This is a genomic window from Pseudomonas sp. KU26590, from assembly GCF_026153515.1.
In the GTDB taxonomy this organism is placed as follows: Bacteria; Pseudomonadota; Gammaproteobacteria; order Pseudomonadales; family Pseudomonadaceae; genus Aquipseudomonas.
Genome location: NZ_CP110644.1, coordinates 5,157,189 through 5,172,562 on the forward strand (window position 1 = coordinate 5,157,189; position 15,374 = coordinate 5,172,562).

Sequence of the window (15,374 nt, forward strand, 5' to 3'; positions counted from 1 at the left end):
GCTACGTCTCTATCAAGTCCAGCCTGAACACGCGGTTGGCAGCCCTGGCCGGTCAACGCGGACCGCCAGCCGTTCACGGCGTCGGGCTCACCAGGTTGGCGTCGACACTGTGGTCGCGCGGCAACCCCTAAAAGAACAGGCAAAGGCGCCTGGAACCGAGAGGTTCCGGGCGTCTTTTTTTTGCTTTCAAAAAACCTGATTGGCCTTGGCCGGGACTCGATATGACCACCACAGTCGCCCCACTCAACGACGTCCAAACCCTGATCGTGATCGGCAACGGCATGGTGGGTCACCACTGCGTCGAGCAGCTGATCGCCGCCGGTGCCCTTGAGCGCTATCGCATTCATGTGTTCGGCGAGGAAGGCCAGCGCGCCTACGACCGCGTGCATTTGTCCGAATACTTCGGCGGGCGCGACGCCGAGTCACTGGCGATGAGCGCTGCTTCTTTATATGAGCAGACCGGGCTTGCGCTGCACCTGGGTGTGCCGGTGCTGGAAATCGACCGGGCGCGGCGCGAAGTGGTAACAGCCAAGGGCTGCTTTGGATACGACAAGCTGGTGCTGGCCACAGGCTCCTACCCTTTCGTGCCGCCCATCGAAGGCGCTGAAGGTCACTCGCGGCTGGTCTACCGCACCCTGGACGACCTCGACACCATCCGCGCCGCCGCCAGCCAGGCAAAACGCGGCGTGGTGGTCGGCGGCGGGCTGTTGGGACTGGAAGCGGCCAACGCGCTGAAGTCGCTGGGCCTGGAAGCCCATGTCGTGGAATTCGCGCCACGCCTGATGCCGGTGCAGCTGGACGACCACGGCGGCGCTGCCCTGAAGGCGCGCATCGAAGCACTGGGCGTGGGCGTGCACCTGTCCCGCGCGACGCAGTCCATCAGCGCGGGTGAGGAATACCGCTACCGGATGAATTTCGCTGGCGATGAATTCCTCGAAACCGACCTGATCGTCTTCTCCGCCGGCATACGCCCCCAGGACGCCCTCGCCCGCCAGTGCGAACTCACCCTGGGCCCGCGCGGCGGCATCGCCATCGACGAACATTGCCGCACCAGCGACGCTGATATTTTCGCCATCGGCGAATGCGCCGCCTGGAACGGCAGTGTTTTCGGCCTCGTCGCACCGGGTTATCAAATGGCCCGCAACGTCGCGGCGCAGTTGTGCGACCTGGCCGCCGAGCCGTTCTTCGGCGCCGACATGTCGACCAAACTCAAATTGCTCGGCGTCGACGTCGGCTCCATCGGCGATGCCCATGGTGCGCTGACAGGTTCGCGCAGCTACCGGTTCATCGATGAGGCCAGCGGCAGTTATCGCCGCTTGGTGGTGTCCGCCGATGGCAAAAAAGTCCTTGGCGCGGTGCTGGTGGGCGACAACAGCTATTACGACAACTTGCTGCAATACGTGCAGAACGGCATAAAGCTGCCCGCCGATCCGTCGAGCCTGATCCTGCCCCACAGCGACGGCGCGCCAACCCTTGGCGCCGATGCCCTGCCCGCCACGGCAACCATTTGCTCGTGCCACAACGTCAGCAAGGCCTCGATCTGCTCGGCCATCGACGGCGGTTGCACGGACCTTGCCGGGCTCAAGGCCTGCACCAAGGCAGCCACCGGTTGCGGCGGTTGTGCGACGCTGCTGAAAAGCGTCTTCGAGCATGAGCTGATCGCCCGCGGCGTTGCCGTCGATAAAAGCCTGTGCGAGCACTTCCCCTTTACGCGTCAGGCGTTGTACGCCTTCGCCCGCGTGGAAAACATTGAAAGCTTCGACGAGATGCTGGCCCGCCACGGCAAAGGCCATCTGGGTTGCGACATCTGCAAGCCCACCGTCGGCTCGATCCTCGCCTCGTGCTGGAACCGGCCGATCATGGACCCGACCCTGGTGCCGCTGCAGGACACCAACGACACGTTCATGGCCAACATGCAGAAGAACGGCACGTATTCGGTGGTGCCGCGCATCCCGGCGGGCGAAATCACTGCGGACGGCTTGATCGCCATCGGCGCGGTCGCGAAGAAATACGACCTGTACACCAAGATCACCGGCGGCCAGCGCATCGACCTGTTCGGCGCGCAGTTGCATGAGCTGCCGGACATCTGGGCCGAGCTGATCGCCGCCGGTTTCGAGACCGGCCATGCCTACGGTAAATCGACGCGGACGGTGAAGTCCTGCGTCGGCAGCACCTGGTGCCGTTACGGCGTTCAGGACAGCGTGCAAATGGCGCTCAACATCGAGGATCGCTACAAGGGCCTGCGCTCGCCGCACAAGCTGAAGTTCGCGGTGTCCGGCTGCACTCGTGAATGCGCTGAGGCCCAGAGCAAGGACATCGGCGTGATCGCCACGGAGAACGGCTGGAATCTGTACGTGTGCGGCAACGGCGGCATGCGCCCGCGCCACGCCGAGCTGTTCGCCACCGATCTGGACGACGAGACGCTGATCCGCTACATCGACCGCGTGCTGATGTTTTACATCCGCACCGCTGACAAGTTGCAGCGGACGTCGGTCTGGCGCGAGTCCCTTGAAGGCGGGCTGGATTTTCTGAAAGCCGTCGTGATCGATGACAGCCTGGGGCTCGCCGCCGAACTGGAGGCGCAGATGCAGTTAGTGGTCGACCGTTATGAATGCGAGTGGGCGAACGCGCTGAAGAGTCCGGAGAAGCTCAAGCGCTTCCGCACGTTCGTCAACGACAAGGCCGCTGACCCGGACATTCATTTCGTCAAGGAGCGCAGCCAGCGTCGTCCGGCTCGCGCTGAAGAGTTGAATCTGATTGCTGCTGTGGAGGTTGCTCGATGAGCCAAACGAATGCGGCAGTGATGGAGATGCCGAAAACTCAGGTATGGCGCGCGGTCTGTGTCCGTGAGGATCTGGTGCTGAATTCCGGGGTGGTGGCGCTGGTGGGCAATGCGCAGGTGGCGCTGTTTTATGTGGCGTCCATTGGTGGCGCGCCGCAGTTGTTTGCGGTGGACAATCGCGATCCGGTCACTGGGGTGAATGTGATTGGCCGGGGATTGATTGGCAGTTTGGGTGGCGACCTTGTGATTGCTTCGCCTTTGTATAAGCAGCATTACCGGCTGGTGGATGGCACGTGTCTGGAGGATGCGGCCCTGCGACTGGGGACTTGGCCGGTTCGGTTGGTGGGGGATGTGGTCGAGGTCGATGTCGGATAAGTTTCGCGCGAGTCTGGATCCGCGGCGTGGCTTAGAAAGATCCAGGGCATCTGCCTAACGGCAGACTGTTTCGCCTTCGGCGAGTTACTTGATAAAGCCCCAAGTAACCAAGGGCTTGTGCTCCTGGTTGGGCTCCTCCTTCGTCGGAGTACCTTCACTCCGGTCTCGCTCCGTGGGCCCGCGCCGAACGGACATCCATGTCCGCAACGGCGCTCTCGCCGCATCCATGCGGCTCGGCCCACTGCGCGAGACCTGCGTTCAGCCTGCACCCAAGTCGCGTTCTGCGGTGTTTAGGCTTTTTGGGTAGGAAGATCAAAAGCGCTTTTAAGCAGATCTAAGGCTTCCCGGCTGAAGCCGGTCCTACGGGGGCGCCGCCGGTCCTGCTGGATGCACGCGCCGCTTTTAGTGGGACCGGCTTTAGCCGGGAAGAGGCCAGTTCAGGCGCTGACATTCGATCGTTCCCACGCTCCGCGTGGTAACGCAGCCCCGGACGCGCTGCGTCCTGCAGGCGACGCGGACTCATGTCTGGGCGATGCGACGCGGAGCGTCGTGGACGGTGTTACCACGCGTAGCGTGGAACAATCATGAGCACCCAACATCTGCCCACTACAGGGTGGAGAACAGTAGGAGCGTGGCTTGTCCCGCGATCTGGCGCGAAGCGGCAGCAAGATGGATAAACGCGGTGTGCCAAGTGAAACACAGCCGTCAGATTCCACGGCTGCTGCGCAGCCGATCGCGGGACAAGCCACGCTCCTACGGCCTATGGCCAGGATCAACAGCAGATTGCGCTGCCCATTCCCAAATCCCGGGCACAAAAAAAGCGACCGTAAGGTCGCTCTCTTTGTCGTTACGAGGAGTTCAAGGGCCTCGTAACTCAATATGGCGCAGCGGACGGGACTCGAACCCGCGACCCCCGGCGTGACAGGCCGGTATTCTAACCGACTGAACTACCGCTGCGCGTAACACTTGAAACGAATGGTGGGTGATGACGGGATCGAACCGCCGACATTCTGCTTGTAAGGCAGACGCTCTCCCAGCTGAGCTAATCACCCTTCGCTTCGGTGTGGCGCGCATTCTACGGAGCGATCAAAAAGCTGGCAAGCACTTTTTGAAATAATTTTATAATCCTTCCAAAGGCTTACATCAGGGTTGGCCGCAGGGGCGCAGCAGCGAATAATGCCCCCCTTTGTATAAAGGAGAGATGTACCCCATGTGGTTCAAAAACCTGCTTGTCTATCGCCTGACCCAGGACCTGCCATTTGACGCCGAGGCGCTGGAAACCGCGTTGGCGACCAAGCCTGCACGTGCCTGTGCCAGCCAGGAGTTGACCACTTACGGTTTCATCGCCCCGTTCGGCAAGGGCGAAGACGCGCCACTGGTGCACGTCAGCGGTGATTTCATGCTGATCTCGGCGCGCAAGGAAGAACGCATCCTGCCCGGCAGCGTGGTCAACGATGCATTGAAAGAGAAAGTCGAAGAGATCGAGACCGAGCAGATGCGCAAGGTCTACAAGAAGGAACGCGACCAGCTCAAGGATGAAATCATCCAGGCCTTCCTGCCCCGCGCCTTTATCCGTCGCTCGGCCACTTTCGCCGCCATCGCCCCCAAGCAAGGCGTGATTCTGGTCAACGCTTCCAGCCCCAAGCGCGCCGAAGATCTGCTGTCTACCCTGCGTGAAGTGGTCGGCTCGTTGCCGGTGCGTCCGGTGACCGTCAAGACCGCGCCAACCGCGGTCATGACCGACTGGGTCAAGACCAGCAAGACCGCCGAGCATTTCTTCGTGCTGGACGAGTGCGAACTGCGCGACACCCACGAAGACGGCGGCATTGTGAAATGCAAACGTCAGGACCTGACCAGCGACGAAATCCAGTTGCACCTGAGCACCGGCAAAGTCGTCACTCAGCTGTCGCTGGCATGGCAGGACAAGCTGTCGTTCGTGCTGGACGACAAGCTCGGCATCAAACGCCTGAAGTTCGAAGACCTGCTGCAGGATGAAGCCGAACAGAACGGCGGCGACGATGCGCTGGGTCAGCAGGACGCCAGCTTCACCCTGATGATGCTGACGTTCGGCGAGTTCCTGCCGCAATTGATGGAAGCACTGGGCGGCGAAGAGATTCCTCAGGGGATCTGATTTCACCTCTCTCTGTAGGAGCCGGCTTGCTGGCGAACGCATCACGTCAGATCACTTAAATGTTGCTGATACACCGCGTTCGCCAGCAAGCCGGCTCCTACAGTTTCCGCGTTCACTTCATACCAATAAGAAAGGAGCAGGCCATGCGTGCCCTGGCTGCGTTGAGTCGTTTTGTCGGTAATACCTTCGCGTACTGGGTGCTGCTGTTTGCCGTGCTGGCGTTCCTGTTCCCGTCCTGGTTCATCGGCCTCAAGTCGTACATCGTGCCCTTGCTGGGGCTGGTGATGTTCGGCATGGGCCTGACCCTCAAGCTCGATGATTTTTCTGAAGTCGTGCGCCATCCCTGGCGCGTGACTTTGGGCGTGATTGCGCATTTCGTGATCATGCCCGGCGTGGCGTGGCTGCTTTGCCAGCTGTTTCAACTTCCGCCGGAAATCGCCGTGGGCGTGATTCTGGTCGGCTGCTGCCCGAGCGGCACATCGTCCAATGTTATGACCTGGCTGGCGAAGGGTGACCTGGCGCTGTCGGTGGCCATCGCCGCCGTCACCACCCTCCTCGCCCCGCTGCTGACCCCGGCGCTGATCTGGCTGCTGGCGTCGGCGTGGTTGCCGGTGTCCTTCATGGAGATGTTCTGGTCGATCCTGCAACTGGTGATGCTGCCGATCGTGCTCGGCGTCATTGCTCAACGCCTCCTCGGCGCCAAGGTGAGTTTTGCCGTCGACGTGCTGCCGCTGGTATCGGTGGTGAGTATCGTGATGATCGTCTGTGCGGTGGTGGCAGCGAGTCAGGCGAAGATCGCCGAATCGGGCCTGTTGATCATGGCCGTGGTGATCCTGCACAACAGCTTCGGTTTTCTGCTGGGTTACTTCACCGGCAAGCTGTTCAAGCTGCCGCTGGCCCAGCGCAAATCGCTGTCCCTGGAAGTCGGCATGCAGAACTCAGGCCTCGGCGCCGCACTGGCCGCTGCGCATTTCTCGCCATTGGCGGCGGTGCCGAGCGCGCTGTTCAGCGTCTGGCACAACATTTCGGGTGCGTTGCTTTCGACGTACTTCCGGAAGATGAAGCCGGATGCGGTGGTCGCGGAAGAGAAGCCGATTGTCGGTTGAACAGACCAGTTCCCGGCTCTGCGACGAACATCGGTGCCGGTTGTACACCGGTCCGATGGAAAACACAGGACCCGTAGGAGCCGCCGGGGTGGCGCTCCACCTTGCTGGCGAACCTGATCTGTCAAAGACATTAACGCTGTCTGACACACGCTTTCGCCAGCAAGCCGGCTCCTACAGTTCAAGGCCAGCCAGCGCATTGTGAGCAAATTAAAGCGTCAGCCAGCGCATCCCGCGAAGGTTGTTGCGCCTGCTAACGCACCGCACCCCGCAACTGCGCCACCCTTTCGCGCACCAGCGCCGGTTGCGATTCCTCTCCCGTCAACGCCGGCCCGGCCACCAGGGTCACGCGCGACCACAGCCTGCGAAACACGCCCTTGTTCGGGTCGCGGCTGAAGAAGCTGCCCCATAACCCCTGCAACGCCAGCGGAATCACCGGCACGTCGGTCTCTTGCAAGATCCGGGTCATGCCGCTTTTGAAGGTGTCGATCTCGCCGTCGGTGGTCAGCTTGCCTTCCGGGAAGATGCACACCAGCTCGCCTTCGTTCAGGTAATGGGCGATGCGTTCGAACGCTTTGTCGAACACCGCCTTGTCCTCCTTGATGCCGGCAATCGGGATCGCCCCCGCCGTGCGGAAGACGAAATTCAGCACCGGCAGATTGAAGATCTTGTAGTACATGACGAAGCGGATCGGCCGGCGCACGGAGCCGGCAATCAACAGCGCATCAACGAACGACACATGGTTGCAGACCAGCAATGCCGCGCCTTCATCAGGGATCAGGTCGAGGTCGCGATGCTCCACGCGGTACATGGAATGGCTGAGCAGCCAGATCATGAAGCGCATGGTGAACTCGGGCACGATTTTGAAGATGTAGGTGTTGACCGCGATGTTCATCAGCGAGACGACGAGGAACAGCTGCGGAATCGACAGTTTCGCCACGCTTAGCAGGATGATCGAAACGATCGCCGAGACCACCATGAACAGCGCATTGAGGATGTTGTTGGACGCAATGACCCGCGAGCGCTCTTTCTCCGACGTTCGCGATTGGATCAGCGCGTACAGCGGCACGATGTAAAACCCGCCGAAGACGCCGATGCCGAGGATGTCCAGCAACACCCACCACGCCTGCCCGTAACCCAGAATCGCCAGCCAGTTGTTGGCCTGCACGTTCTGCGGGAAATCGCCGGAATGCCACCACAGCAACAAGCCGAACACGGTCAGGCCCATGGAGCCGAACGGCACCAGACCGATCTCCACTTTGCGCCCGGACAGTCGTTCGCAGAGCATGGAACCTGCGGCGATGCCGATGGAGAACACCGTCAGAATCAGGGTGACGACGGTTTCATCGCCGTACAGAAAATCCTTGGCGTAGGCCGGGATCTGCGTCAGATAAATCGCCCCGACGAACCAGAACCACGAGTTGCCGACGATGGATCGCGACACCGCCTTGGTTTGCCCAAGGCCGAGTTTCAGGGTGGCCCAGGATTCGCTGAAGATGTTCCAGTTCAGGCGCATGTCCGGCGACGCGGCCGCTGCCGGCGGAATGCCCCGGCTGGCGAGATAACCGAGACACGCCACCGAGACCATCGCCGCCGCGACGAGAGGCGCGTAATGGGTCGCCGACATCATCACCCCGGCACCGATAGTGCCCGCGAGGATCGCCAGAAACGTTCCCATTTCCACCAGGCCGTTGCCGCCCACCAGTTCGTTTTCGTGCAGGTGCTGCGGAAGGATCGAGTACTTCACCGGCCCGAACAGCGCCGAGTGGGTGCCCATGGCGAACAGCGCGGCCAGCATCAGTGACAGGTGATTAAAGAGAAAACCCGTGGCCCCCACGACCATGATCGCGATCTCCAGGATCTTGATCATGCGGATCAGCTTGTCCTTGGGGTATTTCTCGCCGAACTGCCCGGCCAGCGCCGAGAACAGAAAGAACGGCAGGATGAACAGCAAGGCGCAGAGGTTGACGTAGATGGAACGGTCGCCGTCGATGCTCAGCTTGTAGAGAATGGCGAGGATCAGCGACTGCTTGAAGATATTGTCGTTGAACGCCCCGAGGGACTGGGTCACGAAAAACGGCAGAAAGCGCCGCTTACCCAACAAACTGAACTGCGACTGACTCATCTTCCCTGGTCCTGAGTGGCGCCGGTGTCGGCTTTCGGATGGGAACGCCGAACGGCGGTTCCGGGCCACATTGAAGACGACACCGGCGGCAAAGTCGAGCACGCGCTCCAACGCATAGCCCGTTAGCGCGCGCGAGCGCTATTCACCGTGAGGCAGCGATGCACGGCGAAACGAACAGCTCGCCTTTATAGGCGCCGCTCACGGTGCGCTTCATGATCACCAGCCACAGCACTGTCAGCGCGGCGACCAGCACGCTGCCAAGGACCGCGAAGAACCCGAGATGAAGCACTGCGCCCAACTTCAGGGTGGTCAGCGCGAACACCCCCAGCGGAAAGGTAAAACCCCACCAGCCCAGGTTGAACGGGATGCCGTTGCGCAGGTAACGCGCGGTGATCAGCAGCGCCATCAGGCACCACCACACGCCGACACCCCATAAAATCACGGCGCCAATCAGGCCAAGGCCCGAGGCGATTTCGCCGACGCCGGGCAAGCCGTTGGCGGCGAAGATGAGCGGCGAATCACCGCCCAGCACGATCAGCCCGAATGCGCCGGTGCTGATCGGTCCGAGGGCGAGCCAGCTCGACGCAGCCATGCTTTCGTGGGGCAGTTTGTGCAGGGCCATGCGCAGCAGGAGGATGGTCAGGATGCTGAAGGCGACCGGCACCGACATCGCCCACAACACGTAACTGGTGATGAGCACGCCGAACTGGCTGTGACTGTCGATCAGATGCGGCGCCAGCAGCCCGCCGCTGACCGCCGCCACTTCACAGGCCACCAGAGGCAGAAGCCAGACGGCGGTCATCTGGTCGATACGGTGTTCCTGGCGGGTGAACATCAAAAACGGGATGACCACGCCGCAGGCCAGGGACATCGCCACGTCCAGCCACCACAAGAGTTCGGCGAGCGGCAGAACGGTATCGCCCCAACGCGGCAGGCCGAAGGTGAGCAACCCGTTGATGACGGTCGCCAGGCCCATGGGAATCGTGCCGAAAAACATCGACACCGTGGAATGCCCGAACACCCGCCGCGCCTCGTCGAAAAACATCACCCAGCGGGCGAGATACAGAGCGCTGAAGGTCAGGAACAACACGATGTTGAGCATCCACAACGCTTCGGCCACCTGGAACAGGCCGGGGATGTTCACCGGAAGCTGCACCAGCACAGCTGAAAGAATACCGGTGCCCATGGTCGCGGCGAACCAGTTGGGGGTGAATTGACGGATGACTTCCCGGGGATGGCTCAGTTGGCTGAGCGGTCTGCGGGGGATAAAAATGGCGTGGTTCATGGCGGGCTCCTGTCCTCGTGTGAGGTGGTACCCATAGTAGGGCCGGCGCTGATATCGACTAAGCGGGTAATTTAGCTATACCTCATAGATTTTCCCGATATGGCTGACACCCACCGTTCTGCGCTCCTGCGACACCGCGCCGCTCAGACCTTGGTCGTAACAGACGAACCCCACGCGGCGTGCGAGACTGTCCGGCCGGCGAGGGATCGCCACTGAAACCGCTAGCCGCTTGTCTCCGGAGTTCCCATGTCGCTGTCCAGCGGGTTGATCGCTGCCGTCGCCCTGGCCTATATGGCCATCATGTTCGCCATCGCCTTTTACGGTGACCGTCGCAGCACCCCGTTGCCGCCGCGCCTGCGCGCTTGGGTGTACAGCCTGTCGCTGGCGGTTTACTGCACCAGCTGGACGTTTTTCGGCTCGGTCGGCCAGGCCGCCGAACAACTCTGGTCGTTCTTGCCGATCTACCTCGGGCCGATTCTGCTGATGCTGCTCGCGCCCTGGGTGCTGCAAAAAATGGTGCTGATCAGCAAACAGGAAAACATCACCTCCATCGCCGACTTCATCGCCGCCCGCTACGGCAAGTCGCAGACCCTCGCGGTCGTGGTCGCGCTGATCTGCCTGATCGGCGTGTTGCCCTACATCGCGCTGCAACTCAAAGGCATCGTGCTGGGGGTCAACATTCTCATTGGTGCCGGCGCCGATGCCACCGGCACGCGCGCCCAGGACACCGCGCTGATCGTGTCGCTGGTGCTGGCGCTGTTCACCATCGTCTTCGGCACGCGCAACCTCGACGCCACCGAGCACCACCGCGGCATGGTCCTGGCGATCGCCTTCGAGTCTCTGGTCAAGTTGTTCGCCTTCATGGCCGTCGGCGCATTCGTCACCTTCGGCCTGTACGACGGCGTGGATGACCTGTTCAACCAAGCCATGCTCGCACCGCGTCTGGAGGAGTACTGGAAAGAAACGGTGAACTGGCCCTCGATGGTGGTGCAGACCGGCGTCGCGATGATGGCGATCATCTGCCTGCCCCGGCAGTTTCACGTCACGGTAGTGGAGAACATCGAGCCCCAGGATTTGCGCCTCGCCAAGTGGGTGTTCCCCGCCTACCTGCTGCTCGCAGCCGTTTTCGTGGTGCCGATTGCGCTGGCCGGGCAGATGCTGCTGCCCGCCTCCGTGCTGCCCGACTCGTTCGTGATCAGCGTGCCATTGGCCCACGCGCATCCGGCGCTGGCGATGCTGGCGTTCATCGGCGGGGCCTCGGCCGCCACTGGCATGGTGATCGTCGCCAGCGTTGCACTGTCGACCATGGTTTCCAACGACATGCTGCTGCCGTGGCTGCTGCGGCGCAAAACCGCCGAGCGCCCGTTTGAAGTGTTCCGCCACTGGATGCTCTCGGTGCGCCGGGTCAGCATCGTGGTCATCCTGTTGCTCGCCTACGTCAGTTATCGATTACTTGGCTCGACCGCGAGCCTGGCGACCATCGGCCAGATTGCCTTCGCCGCCATCACGCAGCTGATGCCGGCGATGATTGGGGCGCTGTACTGGAAGCCAGCCAATCGACGCGGGGTGTTTGCCGGGCTCGCCGCCGGGGTGTTCATCTGGTTTTACACCCTGGTGCTGCCGATCATTGCCCACAGCATGGGGTGGTCGCTGAGCAGTTTCCCGCTGCTGGCGTGGCTGCACAGCAACCCCTTCAATCTGCCGATCAGCCCGCTGACCCAGGGCGTGGTCCTGTCGATGCTCGGCAACCTGGCGTTGTTTGTGTGGGTCTCGCTGCTGTCGCGAACGCGCGTGTCGGAACACTGGCAGGCGGGCCGTTTCATCGGTCAGGAATTGCAGGCGCGGCCCAACAATCGTTCGCTGCTGGCGGTGCAGATCGAGGATTTGCTCAAGCTCTCGGCTCGATTCGTCGGCGAAGAGCGGGCGCAACAGAGCTTCATCCGCTTCGCCTACCGCCAGGGCAAAGGCTTCAACCCCAATCAGAACGCCAACGGCGAGTGGATCGCCCACACCGAACGTTTGCTGGCGGGGGTGCTGGGCACGTCGTCGACGCGGGCGGTGGTCAAGGCGGCGATTGAAGGCCGCGACATGCAGCTCGAGGATGTGGTGCGTATCGCCGACGAAGCCTCCGAAGTGCTGCAGTTCAACCGCGCGCTGCTGCAAGGCGCCATCGAAAACATCACCCAGGGCATCAGCGTGGTGGATCAATCCCTGCGGCTGGTGGCCTGGAACGCGCGCTATCTGGAGCTGTTCAATTACCCGGAAGGCTTGATCAGCGTGGGCCGGCCCATCGCCGACATCATTCGCTACAACGCCGAGCGTGGTTTGCTCGGGCCTGGTGAAGCGGAGGTGCACGTCGCCCGGCGCCTGCACTGGATGCGTCAGGGCCGCGCGCATACGTCCGAGCGGTTGTTTCCCAATGGCCAGGTGATCGAGCTGATCGGCAACCCGATGCCGGGCGGCGGCTTCGTCATGAGTTTCACTGACATCACCGCGTTCCGCGAGGCCGAGCATGCGCTCAAGGGCGCCAATGAAAGCCTCGAACAGCGCGTGGCTGAACGCACGCGGGAGCTGTCGCAGCTGAACACGGCACTGAGCGAAGCCAAAGCCCACGCGGAAGCCGCCAATCAGTCGAAAACCCGGTTTCTCGCCGCCGTCAGTCACGACCTGATGCAGCCGATGAACGCCGCGCGACTGTTCTCCGCGGCCCTGCTGCACAACGACGATAACGTGCCGGCGGAAGCGAAACAGCTGATCCATCATCTGGACAGCTCGCTGCGTTCGGCCGAAGACCTGATCAGCGACCTGCTGGACATTTCGCGCCTGGAGAACGGCAAGTTCACGCCGACCATCACGCCGTTCGCGCTGAACAATCTGTTCGAAACCCTCGGCGCTGAATTCAAGGCCCTGGCCCAGGAGCAGGGGCTGGACTTCCGTGTGCGCGGCAGCCATTTGCGCGTCGCCAGCGATGCCAAGCTGCTGCGGCGGGTGTTGCAAAACTTCCTGACCAATGCGTTTCGCTACGCCAAAGGGCCTATTCTGCTGGGGGTGCGGCGCCGTAACGGGCAGCTGAGCCTCGAGGTCTGGGACCGGGGGCCGGGTATTCCCGAGGACAAACGGCAGGTGATTTTCGAGGAGTTCAAGCGGCTGGACAGCCATCAGACCCGCGCCGAGAAGGGCCTGGGTTTGGGACTGGCGATTGCTGACGGCTTGTGTCGCGTGCTCGGTCATCCTCTGCAAGTGCGTTCATGGCCGGGCCAGGGCAGCGTCTTCAGCGTTACGGTGCCGCTGGCGCCTGCGTTGCCGACGCCGGCCGCTGCGCCGACCGAACCTCTGCGTGCCCCGCTGAACGGAACGCAAATCCTCTGCGTTGATAACGAAGACAGCATCCTGATCGGCATGAACAGCCTGCTCAGCCGCTGGGGTTGCCAGGTCTGGACCGCGCGCAATCGCGAGGAATGCCAGGCCCTGCTCAACGACGGCATTCGCCCGCACCTGGCGTTGGTGGATTACCACCTGGACCACGGCGAAATCGGCACCGAACTGATGGCCTGGCTGCGCACGCAACTGGGCGAGCCGGTCCCCGGTGTGGTCATCAGCGCCGACGGCCGCCCGGAGCTGATCGCCCAGGTACACGCCGCCGGCCTGGAGTACCTTGCCAAACCGGTGAAGCCCGCCGCACTGCGGGCGTTGTTGAGTCGGCATGTGCGGTTGGGTTGAGCGTCAGGTTGGCGGACACCAACATAATGCGAACGCCGATCCACTGTAGGAGCGCGCTTGCCCGCGATCGGCTGCGCAGCAGTCGTCAAACCCGCCGCCCCGGTTTTGCCTGACACACCGCATGCAACGGTCTGCTGCCGCTGCGCGCCAGATCGCGGGCAAGCGCGCTCCTACAGTTTTTGAAGTGTCCGCAGTGTCCGCAGTGTCCGAAGAATACGCCGCAGACCACGAACCGTGCCTGACCGTGCCCAAATTCCGCGCCAAAACACGACCCATTGTAGGAGCGCGCTTGCCCGCGATCGGCTGCGCAGCAGTCGTAAACCTGATGCCCCGGTTATGCCTGACACACCGCATGCAGCGAGTTGCTGCCGCTACGCGCCAGATCGCGGGCAAGCGCGCTCCTACAGTTTTTGAAGTGTCCGCAGTGTCCGAAGAATACGCCGCAGACCACGAACCGTGCCTGACCGTGCCCAAATTCCGCGCCAAAACACGACCCATTGTAGGAGCGCGCTTGCCCGCGATCGGCTGCGCAGCAGTCGTCAAACCCGCCGCCCCGGTTTTGCCTGACACACCGCATGCAACGGTCTGCTGCCGCTGCGCGCCAGATCGCGGGCAAGCGCGCTCCTACAGTTTTCATCCGCAGTGTCCGCAGTGTCCGCAGTGTCCGCAGTGTCCGCAGTGTCCGGAGAATACGCCGCAGACCACGAACCGTGCCTGACCGTGCCCAAATTCCGCGCCAAAACACGACCCATTGTAGGAGCGCGCTTGCCCGCGATCGGCTGCGCAGCAGTCGTAAACCTGACACCCCGGCAATGCCTGACACACTGCATGCAACGGCTGCTGCCGCTGCGCGCCAGATCGCGGGCAAGCTCACTCCTACAGTTTTCATCCGCAGTGCCCGAAGAATTCGCAGCAGTGGTGGACGGCGCTACTCAACCTTCCTGAACACAAACACCAACCCCACCACAATCAGCACCATCCCCAGCAAACTCATCAGGGCGAGGCGGTTGCCGTAGATCAGGTAGTCCATGATCGCGGTGACGCCGGGCACGAGGTAAAACAGGCTGGTAACGTTGACCAGATTGCCCTGGGCGATCAATCGGTAGAGCAGAAACGTCGCCAGCACCGACACCACCAGCCCCATGTAAAGCACAGGCACGTAAAAGCCGATGCTGTGCTCGAAGTGAAAAGGCTGAAACGGCACGAACACGGCACACACCACCGTCCCGGCGAGGTACTGCACCGGCAACGTACCGAGGGGGTTGTAGGTGATGCGTTTCTGCATGATCGAGCCGCCGGTCATGCTCAACATGCCGAGCACGCCGAACGCCATGCCGGCGAGGGATCCGCCGTCGCCGATGCCTTGCCAGACCACCAGCACCAGGCCGGCCAGCCCCAGACTCAGGCCGAACATGCGTGACGCCGAGCGGCTGCGCTCGACCAGCACCGCCGTGAGAATCGGCTGCACGCCCATGATCGTGGCCATGACGCCGGGCGCGACTTTCATGTCGAGCGCCAGCAGGTAGCAGATCTGATACGCCCCCAGCAGCACCGCCCCTGTCATCAACGCGAAGCCCATCGAGGCTCGTGTGGCGGGAAGCTTGTACCCCAAGGCCGGGATCAGGATCGCCAGCGCCACGAGCGCCAGCAAAAAACGGAACAGCAGAAACGCAAACGGCGAGGCGTGGGTCAGCCCCCACTTGGAAACAATCGCGCCGCTGCTCCAGAGCAGGACGAAAAGCGTCGTCGTGGCCATCGAGGCCAAGGCTTTATTAGCGAACATGAGTCACCTGTGATTCAGACAAAATCGGACCCGGCACGAACCGGATTCACGGATGTTTTGCGGGCGTTTG

General features: G+C 62.2%; 8 protein-coding genes and 2 tRNA genes. 5 read left to right on the forward strand and 5 right to left on the reverse strand.

Going from position 1 to position 15,374, the window contains the following annotated elements; translation table 11 throughout:
• Positions 1–221 precede the first annotated feature (221 nt).
• Together nirB and nirD are read left to right on the forward strand one after the other, a co-directional pair.
• Positions 222–2,783 (forward strand): nitrite reductase large subunit NirB, encoded by a 2,562-nt coding sequence (gene nirB, locus OKW98_RS22920; protein WP_265386788.1) that lies wholly within the window; start codon positions 222–224, stop codon positions 2,781–2,783.
• Positions 2,780–3,157: a nitrite reductase small subunit NirD gene (gene nirD, locus OKW98_RS22925; RefSeq protein ID WP_265386789.1), complete on the forward strand. Its 378-nt coding sequence runs from the start codon at positions 2,780–2,782 to the stop codon at positions 3,155–3,157. Before nirB ends, nirD begins: the two co-directional genes overlap by 4 nt.
• 880 nt (positions 3,158–4,037) lie before the next feature.
• Here nirD and OKW98_RS22930 read toward each other — a convergent pair.
• Positions 4,038–4,114 (reverse strand) — tRNA-Asp (locus OKW98_RS22930).
• A gap of 19 nt (positions 4,115–4,133) precedes the next feature.
• Positions 4,134–4,209 (reverse strand) — tRNA-Val (locus OKW98_RS22935).
• Between the two features lie 158 nt (positions 4,210–4,367).
• Between OKW98_RS22935 and rdgC the strand changes: the two genes are divergently transcribed.
• A complete protein-coding gene (gene rdgC / locus OKW98_RS22940) occupies positions 4,368–5,288 on the forward strand; it encodes a recombination-associated protein RdgC (protein WP_265386790.1) in 921 nt (306 codons plus the stop codon).
• A gap of 143 nt (positions 5,289–5,431) precedes the next feature.
• Positions 5,432–6,394, forward strand: coding sequence for a bile acid:sodium symporter family protein (locus OKW98_RS22945; RefSeq protein WP_265386791.1), 963 nt, complete (start codon positions 5,432–5,434; stop codon positions 6,392–6,394).
• Between the two features lie 250 nt (positions 6,395–6,644).
• Here the strand turns inward: OKW98_RS22945 and OKW98_RS22950 are convergent, their stop codons facing one another.
• Positions 6,645–8,516, reverse strand: coding sequence for an MFS transporter (locus tag OKW98_RS22950; protein ID WP_265386792.1), 1,872 nt, complete (start codon positions 8,514–8,516; stop codon positions 6,645–6,647).
• Positions 8,517–8,658: 142 nt separating this feature from the next.
• Positions 8,659–9,801 (reverse strand): TDT family transporter, encoded by a 1,143-nt coding sequence (locus OKW98_RS22955; protein ID WP_265386793.1) that lies wholly within the window; start codon positions 9,799–9,801, stop codon positions 8,659–8,661.
• 246 nt (positions 9,802–10,047) lie between these two features.
• Between OKW98_RS22955 and OKW98_RS22960 the strand changes: the two genes are divergently transcribed.
• Positions 10,048–13,521 carry a hybrid sensor histidine kinase/response regulator gene (locus tag OKW98_RS22960; protein WP_265386794.1) on the forward strand — a complete coding sequence of 1,158 codons (3,474 nt, stop codon included), beginning with the start codon at positions 10,048–10,050 and terminating at the stop codon, positions 13,519–13,521.
• A gap of 928 nt (positions 13,522–14,449) precedes the next feature.
• Here OKW98_RS22960 and OKW98_RS22965 read toward each other — a convergent pair.
• A complete protein-coding gene (locus OKW98_RS22965) occupies positions 14,450–15,304 on the reverse strand; it encodes a DMT family transporter (protein WP_265386795.1) in 855 nt (284 codons plus the stop codon).
• Positions 15,305–15,374: the final 70 nt, after the last annotated feature.

Excerpts from the sequence above, each read along its gene's own strand:
- nirB (WP_265386788.1), top strand. The coding sequence starts at position 222 with ATGACCACCACAGTCGCCCCACTCAACGACGTCCAAACCCTGATCGTG.
- nirD (WP_265386789.1), top strand. The coding sequence starts at position 2,780 with ATGAGCCAAACGAATGCGGCAGTGATGGAGATGCCGAAAACTCAGGTA.
- rdgC (WP_265386790.1), top strand. The coding sequence starts at position 4,368 with ATGTGGTTCAAAAACCTGCTTGTCTATCGCCTGACCCAGGACCTGCCA.
- OKW98_RS22945 (WP_265386791.1), top strand. The coding sequence starts at position 5,432 with ATGCGTGCCCTGGCTGCGTTGAGTCGTTTTGTCGGTAATACCTTCGCG.
- OKW98_RS22950 (WP_265386792.1), bottom strand. The coding sequence starts at position 8,516 with ATGAGTCAGTCGCAGTTCAGTTTGTTGGGTAAGCGGCGCTTTCTGCCG.
- OKW98_RS22955 (WP_265386793.1), bottom strand. The coding sequence starts at position 9,801 with ATGAACCACGCCATTTTTATCCCCCGCAGACCGCTCAGCCAACTGAGC.
- OKW98_RS22960 (WP_265386794.1), top strand. The coding sequence starts at position 10,048 with ATGTCGCTGTCCAGCGGGTTGATCGCTGCCGTCGCCCTGGCCTATATG.
- OKW98_RS22965 (WP_265386795.1), bottom strand. The coding sequence starts at position 15,304 with ATGTTCGCTAATAAAGCCTTGGCCTCGATGGCCACGACGACGCTTTTC.